The organism is Synechococcus sp. CS-1328 (genome assembly GCF_025128095.1).
Classification (GTDB): Bacteria; Cyanobacteriota; Cyanobacteriia; order PCC-6307; family Cyanobiaceae; genus CBW1002.
In genome coordinates this window covers 1-17,135 of record NZ_JAHLYT010000033.1, presented here as the reverse complement: position 1 = coordinate 17,135, position 17,135 = coordinate 1, and the positions used below count along the sequence as shown (strand labels likewise).

Below are 17,135 nucleotides of genomic sequence, written 5' to 3'. Positions count from 1 at the left end.
CGCCTGGCCCCCAGTTGGGGGCCTTTTTCATGGCCGCCTCGTGGGTGGGCAGGCCCGCTGGCGATGATGGCAGCCTGCTGTTTGCCGAGCCTTGCCCCAGTCCGCCGCTGGATCCCGGGATCTCTATGCCGTGCTGGGGGTGTCGACTCGCGCGACCTCCGCCGAGATCAAGGCGGCTTACCGCGCCCTGGTGAAGCAACACCATCCCGACGCCGGGGGCGGCGACGACACGATCCTGGCCCTCAACGCCGCCTGGGAAGTGCTGGGCGATGGTGAACGGCGCCGGCGCTACGACGGCCATCGCGCTCTGGTGGCGGCGACATCCGTCGCAACGGCTTCTGCAACGGCTGCCGCTGCCACAGCTGCTGCCACAGCCGCTGCCACCGAGGCCGCTCGCGCCGCTCGACGGCCAGCGCCACGCAGCGGCGGCGACGACGATGGCCTGCTGCTGACCTGGTTGCAGCAGGTGTACGCACCGATTGATCGGTTGCTCGGCCAGGTGATCAATCCCTTTCCTGCCCAACTGAGGGAGCTGGCAGCCGATCCTTACGACGATCAGCTGATGGAGGCGTTCTGCGCCTTTCTGGCCCAGAGCCAGGCGAAGATCGAGAAGGTGGAGGCACTGTTTGGCTCACGGCCCTGTCCCGCCTCGGCCAAGGGCTTTGGCCTCAGCCTCTATCACTGCCTCAGTCAGGTGAAGGACGCCCTGCAGGAACTGGAGCGTTACACCATGGGGTATGTGGACGGCTATCTACACGACGGCCGCGAAATGCTGCGGGACGCCAAGCAGCGCCGCAGCCGCTTGAAGCAGGAACGGCGCGGCCTGGAACTCTGAGGTGGCCTGGAACTCTGAGAAGGATGAACCGTATCGGGCTCAGGCGGGGTAGGCCTCCAGTTGATCCAGGCGCAGCCAGACGTCAGGCACGGGGCGGCACCAGCGCAGCTGGGCGTAGTCGCCCTTGATCAGCAGGATCTCACCGGGCCCCTCGAACAGATAGGCGGGAGGCGCCGGATCACTGGCCGCAGCCTCAAGGCTGCCGCAGTAGGCGGCCCGGTCGACCCGCACCAGGCTTCCCTTCTTCAACGGAGGTGGGCTGGTGATGGTGTCGGTCATGGGTTCAGCCTTCGGTGGCTGCTGGTCTGGAGCCAGGCTAGGACCCCTGCAGCTCAACCACGCCCATGTCCCCCACCCTGGCCTTGCTGCTGGCCGTGTTTGGCGCCCTGATGCTGGTCGCGGTGCTGCTCGACGACATGGCGTCCCGCCTGCGGGTTCCTGGCGTGTTGCTGGTTCTGGTGCTTGGCCTGCTCACCGATAACGACCTTGATGCCCTGTCCGGCCTCGATGCCCAGCCGCTGCTCACTCTGGCCGGCGCTGATCAGATCGCCCAGGTCTCGCTGGTGCTGGTGCTGTTCTTCGGTGGGCTCACCACCAACTGGGGCGAGCTGCGGGCCGTGCTTCAGCCGGCTGCCAGGCTTGCCAGCCTTGGGTCGTTGGTCACGGCCCTGTTGATTACGGGTGTGGTGATGGCCATTGGCTCCCTTCCGGAGGTCGATGTGCCGGTGAGTTTTCCCCTGGCCCTGTTCATCGGTGCCATGGTCTGCAGCACCGACGCCTCCGCCGTGCTGGCCCTGCTGCGGCCCCTGTCGGGGCGGCTGCCGAAGCGCCTGGTCGATCTGATCGAGTGTGAGTCCGCTTTCAACGACCCCGTGGCGGTGGTGCTGGCCGGTGTGGCGATGGCGATGGCTGGGGCGGGAGGGGAGTCGGGGCTGGCGACGCCCTCCTCCCTGGTCACCGAGGTGATGCGTCAGTTTCTGCTGGGGATCCTGCTGGGCTTTTTAGGCGGCAGCCTGGCCGGGCAGTTGCTGGGGGCGCGGCGGTCGCTGACGAGCCCGGCGTTGCTGGCCGTGGTGAGCCTGGCGGTGCTGATGCTGCTGGTGGGCGGCACCCAGTTGCTGGGCGGCAGTGGCCTGCTGGCGGCCTATATCGCCGGTCTGGTGCTGGGGAACAGCGCCGATTCCGAGCGCCTGGTGCTGGAGGAGGCTCACGCCGGCTTCGCCAAGATGGCGGAGCTGCTGCTGTTCCTCTGCATGGGACTGGTGGTGAGCGCCGATGCGGTGGTGGAGTCGTCCCTGCAGGTGCTGGTGCTGTTCGGCTCCATGCTGCTGGCCCGCTGGCTGATGGTGGAGCTGCTGCTGGCGCGCTCCGGTTTCCGCCGCAATGCCCGACTGTTCATTTCCTGCTCCGGTCTGCGCGGCGCGGTGCCGATCGCCCTGGCGATCCAGGCCGCTGCAAGCTCCGTCCCCTGGGGGGAGGCGATGCCTCCCTTGGCCCTGGGGGTGGTGCTGCTGGGCCTGCTGGGCCAGGGCTTTCTGCTGGTGCCGCTGGCTCAGCGGCTCGGACTGGCCACCACCACGGAGCCGCCGCAGGCCTAGCCTCGCGGCACTCCATCGCTTCGATCGACGGACGTGCGTCTGCTGTTGCTGGGTTGTTCGGGTTTCGTGGGCCGCGAGCTGGTTCCGTTCCTGCTGGAATTGGGCCATTCGATCGTGCTCCTGAGCCGCCGGGCCCAGCCGTTCCCCCATCTGCTCGGGGAGCGCTTCGCGGCCATGCAGCTCGACCCAACGGATGCGGCCACCTGGCAGCGATCTGAGCTGCTGCAGGCCCTGGCTGAGGCCGATGGGGTGGTGAACCTCGCCGGTGAGCCGATTGCCGAGAAGCGCTGGAGTGTCTCCCAGCGGCAGCTGTTGCTCGACAGCCGCCTGAGCACCACCAACTGGTTGGTGCAGGCGATGGCCGGCCTGAGGCGGCCTCCGGCCGTGCTGGTCAACGCCTCGGCGGTGGGCTACTACGGCACCAGCCTGGAGAAGCGGTTTGCTGAATCGAGCCCCACGGGGGCTGATTTCCTCGCCGATGTCTGCCGGCAGTGGGAGGCGGCGGCCGATCGGGCGCCAGCGGGCTGCCGGGTGGTGAAGCTGCGCATTGGCATTGTGCTGGGGCCCGATGGTGGTGCCCTGGCCAAGATGTTGCCGGTGTTCCGGGCCGGTTTCGGCGGTCCGATCGGCTCAGGCCGGCAGTGGATGAGCTGGATCCATCGGCATGACCTCTGCCGCCTGATCGGTGCGGCCCTCGAGGATGGTGGCTTTCGCGGGGTCTACAACGCGGTGGCACCGGAGCCCGCCACGATGGCGTCGTTCGCGGCGGCCCTGGGAAAGGTTCTGGGCCGCCCCAGTCTTCTGCCCGTTCCCGGTCCGATCCTGCAGCTGTTGCTCGGCGATGGCGCCCAGGTGGTGCTCCAGGGCCAGCGGGTCGTGTCGGAACGGCTGCAGCTGCAGGGATTCAGTTTCCATTACCCGGAGCTCAACGCTGCGCTCGTCGCTGCCACCAGCCCAGCGCCCCACTGATCAGGGCCGCCGCCATAAGCAGGCCGATCGCCGGGGTGAACAGGGGCTCCCACAGCCGTTGAAAGACCTGCAGCGGTGCCTCGATCTCCTGGCTGTGCAGGGCCACGGCCAGGGCGAACCAGCCGGCGCCGGCCAGCACCACGAACACATCGATCACCAGCACGGTGTCGAGGGCCCCCTTGAGCCGTTGCAGGGGGGTGGCGGTGTCAGCCATGAGCGGCAGTGGAGTCCTGGGGCAACAGGGCCATGATCGCCGCGGCCATGCGCTGGGTGCCAGCGGCCTCTCCGATCCGCTCCAGGCCCAGCTGACGCAGCTGCCGGCGCCATTGGGGTCCGCGTTCTGCATCGGCCAGATCTTCCAGCAATCGCGCCGCCAGAGCCGCACTGGCCCGCAGGGTGTCGAGCGTGCCGGCCTCGCCAGGAGCACACACCACCCCGGGGCCGAGCAGGCGCCTCTGGGCTTCGGCGAAGCCCTCCGTGAACTGGGGGCCCTGACCGGCCAGCTGCAGCACCGGTTTTCCCAGCCCAACGGCCTGCTCCGTGGCGGTACCGGCCATGGCCAGCACCAGATCGCTCTGCCGCAGGAGCGAGGCGAACTGACCCCAAGCCAGCTCCAGCCGCAGCTCCTCACGCTCCAGCCAGAGGCCCTGGGGGAGATCGGCGGAACCCTGCAGTTGCCAGCCCAGCCGCTGGGCCAGGGCCGCCAGGCGCTCGCTGTCGAGGTGCCGCACCAGAGCCGCCCGCAGGCGCAGCCGTGACGGCTGCCTCAGCTCCTGCGGCAGCAGGCTGAGCAGGCGCAGCATCAGCTCCAGGTTCTGCTCGGCTTCCGGAAGTCGACTGCCGGGCAGCAGGGCCAGGCTCTGTGGTGACGCACTGGTGTCCATGGCTTCGTCCGTGGCCGTGGCGTCGTCGATGGCTTCGGCCTCTCCAGGCGCTGACGGCAGCCCGTTGCTGGAGCCATCCGCCACCAGATCCAAGAAGGGGTTGCCCAGGAACAGCACCGGCCGCCCCAGCTGCTGGCTCAGGTCGGTGGCGGTGAGGGCGTCGCGGCTCCACACCTGCAGCAGGCGCCGTCGCTGCAGGATCCAGCCGCAGGGCCAGGGCAGCCGCAGGCGGCCTTCGTAATGGCTGGAGTAGGCCACCAGATACACGACGCCTCTGCACCCGGTGAGCCACCAGGCCAGCAACGGCACCACGTCGCCCACGATCACCACCAGATCGGTCTGCTTTCGCTGCCGCCACAGCCGCAGCAGCTGGCGGAACAGATACACCACCTGCCCCTGGGCGAGTTCGGTCAGACGCCCGCGCAGGCTGGTGTAGCCCAGCCCACCGGTGCTGAAGGAGCGGGTGCGGCCCAGTACAGGGATGCCAGCCTGGCGGTAGGGCTCGCCATGGCCCACCAGGGGCAGGGCGTTCACCTGGATCCCCGGCTGCTGGAGCAGGGCGCGGCCGAGCAGGGCGCCACTGAGGTCTTCCCCGTGGCCGTTGCTCAGCAACAGCAGGCGTGTCAACCCTGCAGCCACCGCTGCACCTTCTGCATGGCCGGCCAACCGGGCTTGCGCTGCAGGCCATCGGCCATCGAGTCGTTCAGTTCCGCGGCCAGTTCCGGAGCCATCTGCATCACCCGCTGCACCATCTCGATCTGTTCGCGCACCCCCTTCGAATCGGTCTCGAGCAGGGCCAGGCAGAGGTTGATGCGGGCCTGGGGATCCTGGGGATTGAGCTTCACGGCCGTGCGGGCCGAGCGCAGGGCGTCGTCGGCCTGGCCTTCCAGCAACTGCAGCCAGGCCAGGCAGGTCCAGCCCGCCGACTGGCGGGGTGCCTGCTCGGTGATCGCCTGGAATTCCCCGATCAACTCGGCGGACGGCCCACCCTGCTGATAGCGGGTGATGGCCGCATCGAAGCGGGATTCAAAGGTGGCCGTCATCGGCGGGAGCGAAGCCTCGGGATCTCAGAGTCCCATGCCGGCAGTCGCTGCCCAGGGGTCAGACGGCAAAGGAACTGCCGCAGCCGCAGGTCTGGGTGGCGTTGGGGTTGGTGAAGTTGAAGCCGCCCCCGATCAGGGCGCTGGAGAAGTCGAGCTGCATGCCGTAGATGTACAGCAGGCTCTTGGGGTCGCAGACCACCTGGAAGGCAGCCGATCCGTCCGGTTCGTAGGTGTACTGCTCGTCATCGGAGCGGATCTGGTCGGCATCGACGAAGTCCATCGTGTAGCTCATGCCGCTGCAACCGCCGGAGCGCACGCCCACCCGCAGCACTTTGGCCTCCCCCTGCTGGCTGGTCAGGGCGGCCAGCTGCTTCATCGCCGGCTCGGTGATCAGGATGCCCCGGCCGTCCTTGCCGGCGGAAGCCTGGGGGGGAGCGAAGCCGGGTTCGGGTTGGCTCACGGTTGCGGCAGCCATGGTTTCGGTGCTCACGGTTTCGATGCCTCTGGTTGCGGTTGCAGTGGTTGCGGTTGAAGTGGTTGCGGTGCCCCTGGTCTGAAGGGTCGCGGCTTCTGTAGGCGCGATCTCGGGGCTCATCGCTGGGGCCGCTGATGGGGTCATGCGGCAACTCTATGGAGCCCGGGGTGAGGCTGTCGCCTTCAACCCATCCGCGGCCTTCATCGCGGCGGCGGCGTTCGCACCCTGCTGGTCGATCCATCCGGCGTTGGCTGCGGCCCTCGCTGACGCAGCCGTCTCCATAGAGTCGGCCCAGTTCGGGAGTTCAAAGGGTGCGGGTCGCCATCGTGGGAGCAGGGCTGGCGGGACTCTCCGCGGCAGTGGATCTGGTCGATGCCGGTCACCAGGTGGATCTCTACGAGGCCCGGCCCTTCATGGGTGGCAAAGTGGGTAGCTGGGAAGATCCCGAGGGCAACCACATCGAGATGGGGTTGCATGTGTTCTTCTTCAACTACGCCAACCTCTTTGCCCTGATGCGCAAGGTGGGGGCGTTCGAGAACCTCCTGCCCAAGGACCACACCCATCTGTTCGTGAATGCGGGCGGGGATCTGCGCGAACTCGATTTCCGCTTCCCGATCGGTGCCCCCTTCAACGGGCTCAAGGCCTTCTTCACCACCCCCCAGCTCGACTGGATCGACAAGTTGCGCAATGCCCTGGCCCTGGGCACCAGCCCGATCGTGCGCGGACTGGTGGATTACGAAGGGGCGATGCAGGTGATCCGCGATCTCGATCGGATCAGCTTCCAGGAATGGTTCCTCGGCCATGGCGGCAGTCTGCGCAGCATCGAGCGCATGTGGAATCCGGTGGCCTACGCGCTGGGTTTCATCGATTGCGCCACGATCTCGGCCCGCTGCATGCTCACCATCTTCATGATGTTCGCGGCCAAGACCGAGGCCTCCAAGCTCAACCTGCTCAAGGGCTCGCCCCATCGCTGGCTGACCGGACCGATCCTGGCCTACATCGAAGCCCGTGGCGGCCGCCTGCACTTGCGCCACCGCGTCAAGGAGGTGCACTTCGAGGAGGCACCAGCAGAGCTCGGTGATCCGGCCGCCGCTCCGCTCACCCGGGTCACGGGGCTCACGATGGGAACGCCGGCGGGGGATCTGAACGTGCAGGCCGAGGCTTATCTCGCCGCCTGTGATGTGCCCGGCATCCAGCGCCTGCTGCCCAAGGCCTGGCGGCGCCACGAGATTTTTGATGCGATCTACCGGCTGGAAGCCGTGCCGGTTGCCACCGTGCAGCTCCGCTACGACGGCTGGGTCACCGAACTGGGGGATTCCGCCGAGGCGACCGGCCGTCGGGCCGACCTCGCCCATCCGGCCGGCCTGGACAATCTGCTTTACACGGCAGACGCCGATTTCAGTTGCTTTGCCGACCTGGCCCTGGCCAGCCCGGTGGATTACCGCAGGCCTGGCCTGGGCTCGCTGTTGCAATGCGTGCTCACCCCGGGCGATCCCTGGATCCCCAAAAAGATCGAGGAGATCGTGGCCGCCACCGACGCCCAGGTCCGCAGCCTCTTCCCCTCATCCCGCAACCTGACGCTGGTCTGGAGCAACGTGGTCAAGCTGGCCCAGTCGCTCTACCGCGAGGCGCCGGGAATGGAGCCCTTTCGTCCGGATCAGCGCACCCCGGTATCCAATTTCTTTCTGGCGGGCAGCTACACCCGCCAGGACTACATCGATTCGATGGAAGGCGCCACCATGAGCGGGCGTCTGGCTGCGGCCGCGATTCTGGACCGCCCGGTCCAGCTCGCCAGCACTGCGGCCGTGGCCTGACCCCTCGCACCTTTCCCCATGGGCCGTTGGCTTGAGCACAGCGTCACCACCGAGATCCAGGCCCCCGCGGATCGGGTCTGGGTGGTGTGGAGCGATCTGGAGGCGATGCCGCGCTGGATGCGCTGGATCGAGTCAGTCAAGACCCTCGATGATCCCGATCTCACCGATTGGACCCTGGCAGCCCAGGGGTTTCGTTTCCATTGGAAGGCGCGCATCACCCAGCGGGTCGAGGCCCAGCAGCTTCACTGGGAATCGGTGGGGGGATTGCCGACCCGGGGGGCAGTGCGCTTCTATCCGCAGGGTCCCGGATGCACCACGGTCAGGCTCAGCGTCAGCTATGAGCTGCCGGGGGTGCTTGCGCCCCTGATGGAACCCAGCATCCTGGGGGGCATCGTCACCAAGGAACTGCAGGCCAACCTTGACCGTTTTCGCGACCTGGTCGAAATCTCCAGCAGCCCTGGCGCTGACGTTGCTGCTGACGGGCTGTCAGGGGATTGAGCTGCCCTTCTCGATTCCCGGCTTTGGCGGCGGCCCTGCCGCTCAGGCACCTGCTCCGGATGGCAAGCCACCAGCCCGGGAGAAACCTGCCTCAGAGCCTCCGATCGATTCCTCAGGCCTGACACCTCTGCCCAAGCCCCAGGAGGTGGTGGCGTCGATGGCGGTGGGTCGCCTGGATCCCTTCAGTTCGCCGCTGCTCAGTGCCAGTGGCAAGCTCCCCTCCGGTCTGCCCGGGGCTCCAGGAACCCAGGTACAGGTCCGCCCTCCCCTCAGCCTCCCCGAGGCCTTCCGCTTCAACGGTGTGGTGGCCTCCAGCGGTCGGCCCCAGGCCCTTGTCCAGTTCGGGGCAGTGAGCGGCAGCCTCGCGCAGGGCGATCAGGGTGGTCGCTCCACAGACCTGTTGCCGCCTGGCTGGTCGGTGCAGGCGGTGGACGTTCAGCAGGGGCGCCTGGTGCTGCGCCAGGCCGATCGCACGATCACCGCCGAGCTCTGAGGGCATGACTCAGGGCTGTTCACTGAGGGCCCGGCAGCAGGCCGCCACCAGCCCGTTGAGGTCGTGGGGATCGGCTTCGGCGTCCACCCGGCCCAGCTCCTGGAGGCAGCGGGCCGTGGTCTGGGGGCCGATCGAGATCACAGCCACGCCGTCCAGCCGCTGGAGCCAGTCGCTCCCGAAGTGGCGCTGCAGCAGCTGGCAGGTGTGGCTCACCGTCTTGCCGCTGCTGAAGGTGATCGCATCCAGGTCGCCGCGCTCCAGGGCCAGCAGGGCCTCCGAGGGCAGGCCCTCAGGGCAGCGCGTTTCGTAGGCGGCCACCTCCACCACCCGGGCACCGGCGTCGCCGAAGGCCTCCGCCAGCACGGTGCGGCCGCCGCTCTGCACCCGTGGCAGCAGCAACCGCAGGCCCCAGGCTGAGACGGGAAAGTGCTCGATCAGGCTGTCGGCCACATAGGCGGGAGGTACGAAGTCGGCCGGGGCGCCGAGATCCTCCAGCTGCCGGGCCGTCTTGCGGCCCACCGCGGCGATGTTGAGGCTGCTGGGGAGGTGCGCCAGATCGCCGCCGCGGCGCCGCAGCCGCTGTTGCACCGCCTCCACCCCGTTGGCGCTGGACAGGATCAGCCAGTGAAAGTGCTCCAGTTCCGCCAGGGCGTCGTCGAGCGGCCCCCATTCATCGGGAGGACCGATCACGAGGGCCGGCAGATCGACGACGCGCGCTCCCATCGCCTCAAACAGAGCGCGGGCTTCCCCCAGCTGTTGCTCGGCCCGGGTCACGGCCACGCTGCGGCCCGTCAACGGTCTGGCGGGCTCCAGCTTCACCAGCGAGGACGCCTGCTGGCGCAGGGCTTCCGCTGCAGAGGTCTGGCCCTGGCGGGAGAGCAGCGCGATTGCGTGGCGGAATCCCTCGCGGGCGGCGGGGATGTCGCCCATCAGCAGGGAGACCACCGCCAGGTTCTGGTGGGCCCCTGCCTGGCTGGCATCGCAGGTGATCGCTCGGCGGTAGGCGGCGGCGGCGGCCTCCAGGTGGCCGCAGCGCCGTTCGATCAGGCCGAGCTGGATCCAGCCCGGTGCCAGTTCGGGAGCGGCGCTGGTGGCGGCACGGGCCAGCTCGAGGGCTTCGCTCAGGTCCGATGGCGTGGCGGCGGGCCCAGCGCCCTCGGCCTGTTGCAACAGCAGCGCCGCCAGATTGTGAAAGGCCGCCAGCCGGATCCGTGCTGGCAGGGGCAGGGTGAGGGCTTCGCGGTACAGCCTGGTGGCCCGCTGCGGCTCGGAGCTCGCCGTGGCGATGGCGAGATGGAGTAGCAGTTCATAGCGCTCCGCCACCGCTTCAGCGGGGCACTGGGCCAATCCCTGCTCCAGCAGGGACAGCCCCCGTGCCGTGTGGCCGTCACTCACCTCGAGGGCGCCCATCTTGGCGCAGGCGTAGGGGTCGCCGGGCTTGCGGCGCAGTTCCTGCTCCATCGCCTGGCGCAGGCGCTGGGCCTTGCGTCCATCGGCCAGCAGTTCCGGTCGGTAGCCGTCGTGCAGCAGGGCCGGTTCCGGGCAGTCGGCAATGCGCCAGTGGGGCTCCTGCGCCATCAGCGCCATCACGCTGTCGTCCACCAGGGAGTGGTAGGCCTGGCTCCAGTGGATCGCCGGATGGCGGCGGAACAGGCGGCTGACGCTGGAATAGGGCGACTGGCTGGCGCCCTGCTCCCGCCGCAGCAGGTTGATCAGCAGCAGGTCGGGCTGCTCCATCAGTTGCTGCAGAGCGGGAACGGCCTCGGGGCGCAGCACCTCGTCCGCATCTAGAACCAGCACCCACTCCCCCCGGACCCACTCCAGGGCCTGGTTGCGCGCCGGTGCGAAATCGCCGGGCCAGGTGATCTGGTGCACCACGGCGCCGCACCGCTCGGCGATCGCCACCGTGTCATCGCCTGAGCCGGTGTCCACCACCACCATCTCGTCGACGAAGTCCCGCACCGAGGCCAGGCACCGCTCCAGGCAGGCGGCCTCGTCCCGCACGATCATCGAAAGGCTGAGCTGCGGCTCGGTGCCCATGGTGGTGGGTTGGAGAGGGGTCACGGTTGGTCTGGAGCGAGGCGGTGGGGTGAGCCTGGACAGGAGGTGCGCCCGGACTTCAGGTTGGTCAGGGGTTCAGACGTTCAACGGGGGGGAATGGGTTGCTCTGGGGGACGTTGTTCTGGGGGAAGACCGCGTCGTTGCCAGACCGTGTCATGACCAGACCACGACGCCATGGCGAGGCTGTGGCGGTGTACGGCCAAGGCATGGAGGCGCAAGGCGCTCAGTCGGTGAAGGATCCAGCCTGACGTCCTTCTCCCAGGCCGATGGCCTCCAGGGCGTAGCGCTGGGCCAACGGCGTCTGGGCGGGGCAGTAGGCGGCGGGAATCTGCGGGTCGAGCTCCGCCGCCAGGCTGTCCCAGCGATAGGGGCTGCCGTAGACCACCAGGGCAGCCAGCCGGCCGATCTCCTGCAGTTGCCGGATCGCCTGCTCCCAGGGCTCCTGACCGCCGGCGCCGCCGCTGAAGGGATTGCCGCGCAGGAACAGCTGCAGCAGTACTGCTCCGCTGCCGAGGCTCTCCAGGTTGAGGGGATGGCGGGGATCCTGGCTCCAGGGGGAGGGGCTGCGAGGTTCGAGCAAGCGGGTCTGGAAGCCTGCTGCTGCCGGCAGGCTCAGGGCTGGTGCCCCCAGCGGCAGAGCAGGGCATTGCAGGGCGTTGTCGATGCGAATCAGGTTGCAGCCTTCCGTGCTCGGCCTGTCCTGCGGGCGGACCGTCAGGCGGCCGCCGCGATGCTGCAGACCGCCCTGTACCAGCTCCCTGGCTAGTGCCCGGTGCTCAGCCAGGGGCCCCTCGCTCAGGCGGTGGAGTGGCAGGGCCGCGTCTGCAGCGGAAGTCTGCTCAGCTGCGGGTTCCGCGACCGAGGCCAGGGCGCGCCGCCGCCGTTGCTGGCTGGCTGCCAGCCGCTCTGCCGACAGGCGGCCTTGCCGCACGGCCTCCAGAATCGCCTCGATGGCGTCGTCGGCGTTCTCCGGCATCAGCACCAGATCCGCCCCGGCAACGAGGGCCAGCACGGCGGCCTCGGCCCCGCCGGTGCGGGCCGCGATCGCCTCCATCACCAGGGCGTCGGTCACGATCAGGCCAGCGAAGCCCAGCTCCTGGCGCAGCAGTCCGTCCAGGACGGCCGGTGACAGGGTGGCTGGCTGCTCCCTGTCCAGCTCGCTCAGCAGCAGGTGGGCAGTCATCACCGAGGCCACGCCAGCCGCGATCGCCGCCCGGAAGGGTGGTAACTCCACCTGCTCCAGCCGGGCGCGACTGTGATCGAGGCGGGGCAGCTCTAGGTGGGAATCCACGGCGGTGTCGCCGTGCCCCGGGAAGTGCTTGGCGCAACAGAGCACCCCCTCGGCCTGGGCGCCGCGCAGGAAGGCCGTGGCCAGGGCCGCTGCGGTGGCGGGATCCTCCCCCCAGGCGCGCAGGTTGATCACCGGGTTGGCGGGATTGTTGTTGACATCGCACACCGGCGCCAGCACCCAGTTGAGGCCCAGCTCCCGGGCTTCGGCGCCCGTGCAGTGGCCATAGCGCTCGGCCAGCTCCACAGCCCGCCCTGGCTCCTGCTGGTAGAGGCGACCCAGGCTGAGGGGTGGTGCCAGCCAGCTGGCCCCCTCGAAGCGCTGCCCCACCCCCTCTTCCACGTCGGCGCAGAGCAGCAGCGGCTGGGACGACCAGGCCTGAAGCTGGCGGCAGCGCAGACCCAGCTCGGCGGCGCTGCCCCCCAGCAGGATCACGCCCCCCACCCCCTCAGCCAGAAGGCGCCGGAGGGTGGCGTTGTCGAGCTCCCAGCGGGGATAGCGCCGCTGATCGTCGCTGAGGTGGCCGCTGCAGCGCACCACCAGCAGCTCAGCCACCAGCCGCCGCAAGTCCTGCTCAGTGGCCGTTTCAGCGCCAGCCCCGGCCGAGGTCATGGTGTGGCGCCGGCCTGGTCCTCGGGGTCGTCAGTCGCGGGGGGGTCACTGTCTTTGCTGAGCCGTTCTTCCCCAAGGCGGTTCAGCAGGCTCAGCACCGTGGTGCCGCGCTCGAGGCCGCGATCCAGCTGGAACACCACCTCGGGTGTTCGGCGCATCTTCAGCCGGCGGCCCAGTTCGCCTTTCACGTAGGCCGCGGCCGACTGCAGGCCGGCCATCGCCTGGCTGCGGTCGTCGTCGCTGCCGAACACGCTCACGAAGATCTTGCAGTGCTGCAGATCGCCGGCCACATCCACATGGGTGACGCTCACCATGCCCTGGCTGACCCTTTCGTCCTTGATGCCCGTGATCAGGAGCTCGCTGATTTCGCGGCGGATCAGGGCCGCCACCCGTTCCACCCGTCGGCCCTGTGCCATGGCTATGCCAGAGGTGCTGTGGTCACCATCGCACGCAGCACCAGGCCCAGACTGAGCAGGCCGCTGATCAGGGCCCCCACCAGGGCCACCGCCGTGACCGGATTGCTGCGCCGCCGTGCCAGCGGCTCCACCACCGAGTTGATCACCCCGAGGCTGAAGGCGATCAGATAACGCGGGTACCGCGTTACGTTCACGAAAAAGTCCTTCATTGCCGCCGTGCACGCGCTCGCAGGTGCTCGCTACTCTGCCGCCCGGAGGTTGGCTCTGTTGCATTCCGGCCGCGGATCCCTCCCGCCGCATCCCGCCAGTCCCCCTTGCCCCCGGAGTCACCGCCGATGGAACTGCATCAGTTCAGACATTCGGCCTTCTGCGAGAAGGTGCGCCTGATCCTTGCGGCCAAGGGTCTCGACTACACCGTCGTGGAGGTGACACCAGGCCTGGGCCAGCTGGAGGTGTTCCGTCTCTCGGGCCAGCGGCAGGTGCCGGTGCTGGTGGATGGCGGTGAGGTGATCACCGATTCCACCGCCATCGCCCTGCATCTGGAGGATCGCTACCCCACGCCGGCCCTCCAACCCGTCGATCCGGTGGAGCGGGCCCGCCTCTGGCTCCTGGAAGACTGGGCCGATACCGCCCTGTCCGCAGGCTGTCGCCTCGCCCTGGTGCAGGCCGCCGCCGCCGATCCGGTGTTGCGCACGGCCCTGCTGCCGGATCGGCTGCCCGGCCCCTTGCGCAGCCTGGTGGGGGCGCTGCCCTCCGAAGCCCTGTCCTCCCTGACCGGTGCGGTGGGCGAGGCGATCGCCGGGGAGGCGATGCAGCAATTGCGCCGCAACCTCGAGCAGCTCGCCCTGCTGGTGGAGTCCACCCCCTATCTGGTGGGCGATGCCCTGTCCATGGCGGATCTGGCCGTGGCGGCCCAGCTGTCGCTGCTGAAATTCCCCGCCAGCGCCGGAGCACCCCTGGCGGGCCGAGGCGTCACCGGTATCGCCGACAACCCACTGCTGGAGCCCCTGTTCAGCTGGCGGGACCGGATTGTGGCGGCAGCGGGACGAGCCTGAGCTCGTTGTGGCCCGGTAGGGCCAGCAGGATCGCCAGGATGGTGCCCAGCAGCGTTGCGGCCATGTCTGATCCCCTGATGCGGGAGCTTGATCATTACGTGGTGCTCGAGCCGGGGCAGCCCGAGCAGATCCTCGATGTGGGCGCTGCGCTGGTCTGGCTGGCGGCCCATCTCGAGCGTCTGCCTGCGGTTCCCGAGGATCTGGCCGGCCTTGCCGATGCCCAGGCTCAGGCTGAACGCCTGCTTGACACCGCCTGCGAGCTGGAGCTGGCACCGGGGCTGGCGATCCAGTGGTTCGCGGTGCGCCTGGAGCCCGGCGGTCACAGGTGAGTGGTGGTGAAGTGAGCCGTGGTTAGGTGCGCAGTGGTCAGTTGATCGAGGGGGTGATGGCTCCGTCCGCATTGATCAGCGTCAGCGGTTCGCTGGGGCCGGCCTGGCGTTCCTTGAGGATCGAGGGGAGCCCATCCAGCACCTGGAGCGCCACCTGCTCCGGAGTGCCGCTGTCCTGCACGATGTGCAGATCGGCCTGGGCATAGAGGGGGCGGCGCTGCTCCAGCAGCTCGCGCAGCCGTCCGTGCGGGTCGGGCCCGGCCATCAGCGGGCGTGGCGTGGGGTCGGCGCTGAGCCTCTGCAACAGCACCGCATCGGCGGCATCCAGCCACACCACCACCCCCTGGTGCAGGTGGCCCCAGTTCTCGGGCCGTGTCACGGCGCCGCCGCCGGTGGCCACCACCAGGGAGTGCCAGCTTGCGATCCGATCGAGCACTGCGGTTTCCAGGGCACGGAACCCGGCCTCCCCCTCCTGGTCGAAGATCGCAGGAATCGGCTGGCCGGCCACCTGTTCGATCGTGGTGTCGGCATCGAGGAAGCGGTAGCCCAGCGCCGCGGCCAGGGGCCTGCCCACCGCGCTCTTGCCCGCGCCCATCATCCCCACCAGATAGATGTTGATCCCCTCCAGGCGGCGGGCGAGGGAGCGGTGGGTGGTGCGATCGGCGGCTTCCCTGCCGATGTCTGCGGCAGTGCCACTGGATCCGGCAGGGTCACTGGTTTCGGCAAAGCCATTGGTTTCGGCAAAGCCACTGGATCCGTCGCGGCCATCGGATCCGGAGGAAGCGGCGGGGGGCATGGGCGGCGGGCGCGGCAGTGCTTGGGATGCGGTTTCTAGGATGCACGCCTTACCAGGCATGGGCGAAAATGGCTACCGGTTTGCGTGCGCCCTCCCTGGCCCCACCGGAGTCGGCTTCGCTGCGGCCGTCGCCTCCAGCATCCGTGCCTCCTTGCACGGCAGCATCTGTGCCTCCTGGCACGGCCTGCCCCCACGGCCAGGGCAGGCCGTGTGTGATCACACGGCGGGCCACCTTCAGTGCCAGCCACCGCTACTGGTTGCCGGAACTGGATGCGGCCACCAACCTGGAGCGCTTCGGACCTTGCAGCATCGCCCCCGGCCACGGCCACAATTACGAGTTGGTGGTGGCCATGGGTGGCGATCTCGACGCCGATGGCATGGTGCTCAACCTCTCGGATGTGAAGCACGCCATCCGCCGCGAGGTGACCGGACAGCTCGACTTCCGCTACCTCAACGAGGTCTGGCCGGAGTTTGATCTCTCCACCCCGGCCGGTTGTCTGCCCACCACCGAAGCCCTGGTGCGGGCGATCTGGACCCGCCTGGCCCCCCATCTGCCTCTGATGGGGCTGCGCCTCTACGAAACCGCCAACCTCTGGGCCGATGTGATCGGCGACACCATGGAAGCCTTCCTCTCGATCCGCACCCATTTCGCCGCCGCCCATCGCCTGGCCCGCCCCGAGCTCTCCCAGCCGGAGAACGAGGCGATCTACGGCAAGTGCGCCCGGCCCCATGGCCATGGCCACAACTACCTGCTGGATGTGACCGTGCGCGGCAGCATCGACCCCCGCACCGGCATGGTCTGTGATCTGGCCGAGCTCCAGGCCCTGGTCCAGGACCTGGTGGTGGAGCCCTTCGATCACACCTTCCTCAACAAGGACGTGGCCCACTTCGCCGCCTGCGTGCCCACTGCCGAGAACATCGCGCTGCACATCGCCGATTTGCTGGCGGCACCGATCGCCGCCACCGGCGCCCGCCTGCACAAGGTGCGCCTGCAGGAGAGCCCCAACAACGCCGCCGAGGTGTTTGCCGAAACCGCCCAGCTGGGCATGCTGCCCCGCGGACTTGAGGTGCTGGCGGCGGTCTGAGGCCTGGCGCCATGGTCTCCCTGTCGTCTGGCCGGAGCAGACCTCTGCTGCGGCTGGTTCTGGCCGTGAGCCTGGATGGACGGCTGGCGCCGGCGGCTGGAGGCGCGGCCCAGATCGGCGGCCGCGGCGATCGGCGGGTGTTGGAGGAGTCGCTGGTCTGGGCAGACGGCTGCCTGATTGGCGCCGAGACTTTGCGGCGCCACGGCACCACCTGCCTGATCCGCCAGGCTGATCTGCTGGCTCAGCGCGCTGCCGCCGGCCGTGAGCCCCAGCCCCTGGCGGTGGTGGTGAGCCGCAGTGGCGTTCTGGAGGCCGGCCTGCCCTTTTTTGCCCAGCCCCTGCGACGTTGGCGGCTGGATCCTGGTGGCGATCCGGCCTGCCTGGCAGATGGTCCTGGTGCCCCCGCCCGGGATCGAGCCTCCGCGCCCGCTGGTTTTGAGCGCCAGCTCTGTTGTGGCGGCTGGCAAGCGGCGTTGGAGCAGCTGGCGTTGGCCGGTCTGGAGCGGCTGGTGGTGCTGGGCGGCGCACGGCTGGTGGCCTCGCTCGTGGCCGAAGGCTGGCTCGATGAACTGCAGCTCACCCTGTGCCCCCAGCTCCTGGGGGGGGCTCACAGCTGGTTGCCGGTGACATCGCCGGTGGTGGATGAGCTGCGGCGCGGCTGGCAGCTGCAGGAGCAGCGCCTGCTCGAGGACAACGAGCTGCTGCTGCGCTACGGCCGCCCCGGCCTTTGTGGCGATCGCGCTTAGGAGTTTGCTGAAAAACCCCGCCACCTCTGCGAAAATGGGGCAACTGCCGCAGGTTTGATGCGAGGTCAGCAGGAGCGCAGCGGCTCCTTGTTCTCCTACGTCTCGATCGAGGAGCGGATCCCGGCCAGCCATCCGCTG

Annotated in this window: 20 protein-coding genes and 1 pseudogene; 10 read left to right on the top strand and 11 right to left on the bottom strand. The window is 68.9% G+C overall.

Features of this window, described 5'->3' with window-relative positions:
• Positions 1 to 91: 91 nt before the first annotated feature.
• Entirely contained in the window at positions 92 to 835 is a 744-nt protein-coding gene (locus tag KQ310_RS05685; protein ID WP_259720798.1) for a J domain-containing protein, read from the top strand.
• Positions 836 to 874: 39 nt separating this feature from the next.
• Here the strand turns inward: KQ310_RS05685 and ndhO are convergent, their stop codons facing one another.
• On the bottom strand, positions 875 to 1,114 hold the full coding sequence (gene ndhO, locus KQ310_RS05680) for an NAD(P)H-quinone oxidoreductase subunit O (protein WP_259720797.1): 240 nt from the start codon (positions 1,112 to 1,114) through the stop codon (positions 875 to 877).
• 65 nt (positions 1,115 to 1,179) lie between these two features.
• Here ndhO and KQ310_RS05675 point away from each other — a divergent pair, with 65 nt between their 5' ends.
• Both KQ310_RS05675 and KQ310_RS05670 read left to right on the top strand, forming a co-directional pair.
• Positions 1,180 to 2,433, top strand: a complete 1,254-nt coding sequence (locus tag KQ310_RS05675) for a cation:proton antiporter (protein WP_259720796.1) — start codon at positions 1,180 to 1,182, stop codon at positions 2,431 to 2,433.
• A gap of 33 nt (positions 2,434 to 2,466) precedes the next feature.
• A complete protein-coding gene (locus KQ310_RS05670) occupies positions 2,467 to 3,402 on the top strand; it encodes a TIGR01777 family oxidoreductase (RefSeq protein WP_259720795.1) in 936 nt (311 codons plus the stop codon).
• Here KQ310_RS05670 and KQ310_RS05665 read toward each other — a convergent pair.
• Genes KQ310_RS05665 through KQ310_RS05650 form a run of 4 tightly spaced genes read right to left on the bottom strand, consistent with a single transcriptional unit; the run spans position 3,359 to position 5,804 of the window.
• Positions 3,359 to 3,616 carry a hypothetical protein gene (locus KQ310_RS05665; protein ID WP_259720794.1) on the bottom strand — a complete coding sequence of 86 codons (258 nt, stop codon included), beginning with the start codon at positions 3,614 to 3,616 and terminating at the stop codon, positions 3,359 to 3,361. The genes KQ310_RS05670 and KQ310_RS05665 overlap by 44 nt on opposite strands.
• Positions 3,609 to 4,913: a lipid-A-disaccharide synthase-related protein gene (locus tag KQ310_RS05660; protein ID WP_259720793.1), complete on the bottom strand. Its 1,305-nt coding sequence runs from the start codon at positions 4,911 to 4,913 to the stop codon at positions 3,609 to 3,611. Before KQ310_RS05660 ends, KQ310_RS05665 begins: the two co-directional genes overlap by 8 nt.
• Entirely contained in the window at positions 4,910 to 5,329 is a 420-nt protein-coding gene (locus tag KQ310_RS05655) for a tetratricopeptide repeat protein (RefSeq protein WP_259720792.1), read from the bottom strand. The genes KQ310_RS05660 and KQ310_RS05655 overlap by 4 nt, the downstream gene beginning before the upstream one ends.
• A 58-nt stretch (positions 5,330 to 5,387) precedes the next feature.
• Positions 5,388 to 5,804 (bottom strand): iron-sulfur cluster assembly accessory protein, encoded by a 417-nt coding sequence (locus tag KQ310_RS05650; protein WP_259720863.1) that lies wholly within the window; start codon positions 5,802 to 5,804, stop codon positions 5,388 to 5,390.
• Positions 5,805 to 6,115: 311 nt separating this feature from the next.
• Here KQ310_RS05650 and zds point away from each other — a divergent pair, with 311 nt between their 5' ends.
• From zds to KQ310_RS05635, 3 genes are read left to right on the top strand one after another with little or no spacing between them, the layout of a single operon-like run.
• Complete coding sequence (gene zds / locus KQ310_RS05645; protein ID WP_259720791.1) at positions 6,116 to 7,618, top strand: 9,9'-di-cis-zeta-carotene desaturase; 1,503 nt, start codon at positions 6,116 to 6,118, stop codon at positions 7,616 to 7,618.
• Between the two features lie 18 nt (positions 7,619 to 7,636).
• Positions 7,637 to 8,116 carry an SRPBCC family protein gene (locus tag KQ310_RS05640; RefSeq protein WP_259720790.1) on the top strand — a complete coding sequence of 160 codons (480 nt, stop codon included), beginning with the start codon at positions 7,637 to 7,639 and terminating at the stop codon, positions 8,114 to 8,116.
• Positions 8,088 to 8,609, top strand: coding sequence for a hypothetical protein (locus tag KQ310_RS05635; protein ID WP_259720789.1), 522 nt, complete (start codon positions 8,088 to 8,090; stop codon positions 8,607 to 8,609). The genes KQ310_RS05640 and KQ310_RS05635 overlap by 29 nt, the downstream gene beginning before the upstream one ends.
• A 9-nt stretch (positions 8,610 to 8,618) precedes the next feature.
• Here KQ310_RS05635 and KQ310_RS05630 read toward each other — a convergent pair whose 3' ends face one another.
• The 5 genes and pseudogenes from KQ310_RS05630 to KQ310_RS05610 form a co-directional block, all read right to left on the bottom strand.
• On the bottom strand, positions 8,619 to 9,389 hold the full coding sequence (locus tag KQ310_RS05630) for a uroporphyrinogen-III synthase (protein ID WP_399237760.1): 771 nt from the start codon (positions 9,387 to 9,389) through the stop codon (positions 8,619 to 8,621).
• Positions 9,390 to 10,196: 807 nt separating this feature from the next.
• Positions 10,197 to 10,619, bottom strand: a pseudogene (locus KQ310_RS15840) (glycosyltransferase family 2 protein); the annotation flags it as partial.
• Between the two features lie 274 nt (positions 10,620 to 10,893).
• Complete coding sequence (locus tag KQ310_RS05620; RefSeq protein WP_259720788.1) at positions 10,894 to 12,570, bottom strand: glycoside hydrolase family 3 N-terminal domain-containing protein; 1,677 nt, start codon at positions 12,568 to 12,570, stop codon at positions 10,894 to 10,896.
• Positions 12,567 to 12,986, bottom strand: a complete 420-nt coding sequence (gene rbfA, locus KQ310_RS05615; RefSeq protein WP_259720787.1) for a 30S ribosome-binding factor RbfA — start codon at positions 12,984 to 12,986, stop codon at positions 12,567 to 12,569. The genes KQ310_RS05620 and rbfA overlap by 4 nt, the downstream gene beginning before the upstream one ends.
• Before the next feature lie 2 nt (positions 12,987 to 12,988).
• On the bottom strand, positions 12,989 to 13,195 hold the full coding sequence (locus KQ310_RS05610; protein WP_197158619.1) for a DUF751 family protein: 207 nt from the start codon (positions 13,193 to 13,195) through the stop codon (positions 12,989 to 12,991).
• A gap of 126 nt (positions 13,196 to 13,321) precedes the next feature.
• Between KQ310_RS05610 and KQ310_RS05605 the strand changes: the two genes are divergently transcribed.
• Together KQ310_RS05605 and KQ310_RS05600 are read left to right on the top strand one after the other, a co-directional pair.
• Positions 13,322 to 14,041 (top strand): glutathione S-transferase family protein, encoded by a 720-nt coding sequence (locus tag KQ310_RS05605; RefSeq protein WP_259720861.1) that lies wholly within the window; start codon positions 13,322 to 13,324, stop codon positions 14,039 to 14,041.
• A gap of 62 nt (positions 14,042 to 14,103) precedes the next feature.
• Entirely contained in the window at positions 14,104 to 14,370 is a 267-nt protein-coding gene (locus KQ310_RS05600; RefSeq protein WP_259720786.1) for a chlororespiratory reduction protein 7, read from the top strand.
• Between the two features lie 37 nt (positions 14,371 to 14,407).
• Here KQ310_RS05600 and KQ310_RS05595 read toward each other — a convergent pair whose 3' ends face one another.
• Positions 14,408 to 15,166, bottom strand: a complete 759-nt coding sequence (locus tag KQ310_RS05595) for a shikimate kinase (RefSeq protein ID WP_399237728.1) — start codon at positions 15,164 to 15,166, stop codon at positions 14,408 to 14,410.
• Between the two features lie 212 nt (positions 15,167 to 15,378).
• On the opposite strand from KQ310_RS05595, the gene KQ310_RS05590 reads away from it, so the two are divergent.
• Both KQ310_RS05590 and KQ310_RS05585 read left to right on the top strand, forming a co-directional pair.
• Positions 15,379 to 16,251 carry a 6-carboxytetrahydropterin synthase gene (locus tag KQ310_RS05590; protein WP_259720785.1) on the top strand — a complete coding sequence of 291 codons (873 nt, stop codon included), beginning with the start codon at positions 15,379 to 15,381 and terminating at the stop codon, positions 16,249 to 16,251.
• A gap of 11 nt (positions 16,252 to 16,262) precedes the next feature.
• A complete protein-coding gene (locus tag KQ310_RS05585; protein WP_259720784.1) occupies positions 16,263 to 16,997 on the top strand; it encodes a dihydrofolate reductase family protein in 735 nt (244 codons plus the stop codon).
• The last annotated feature ends 138 nt before the right edge of the window (positions 16,998 to 17,135 follow it).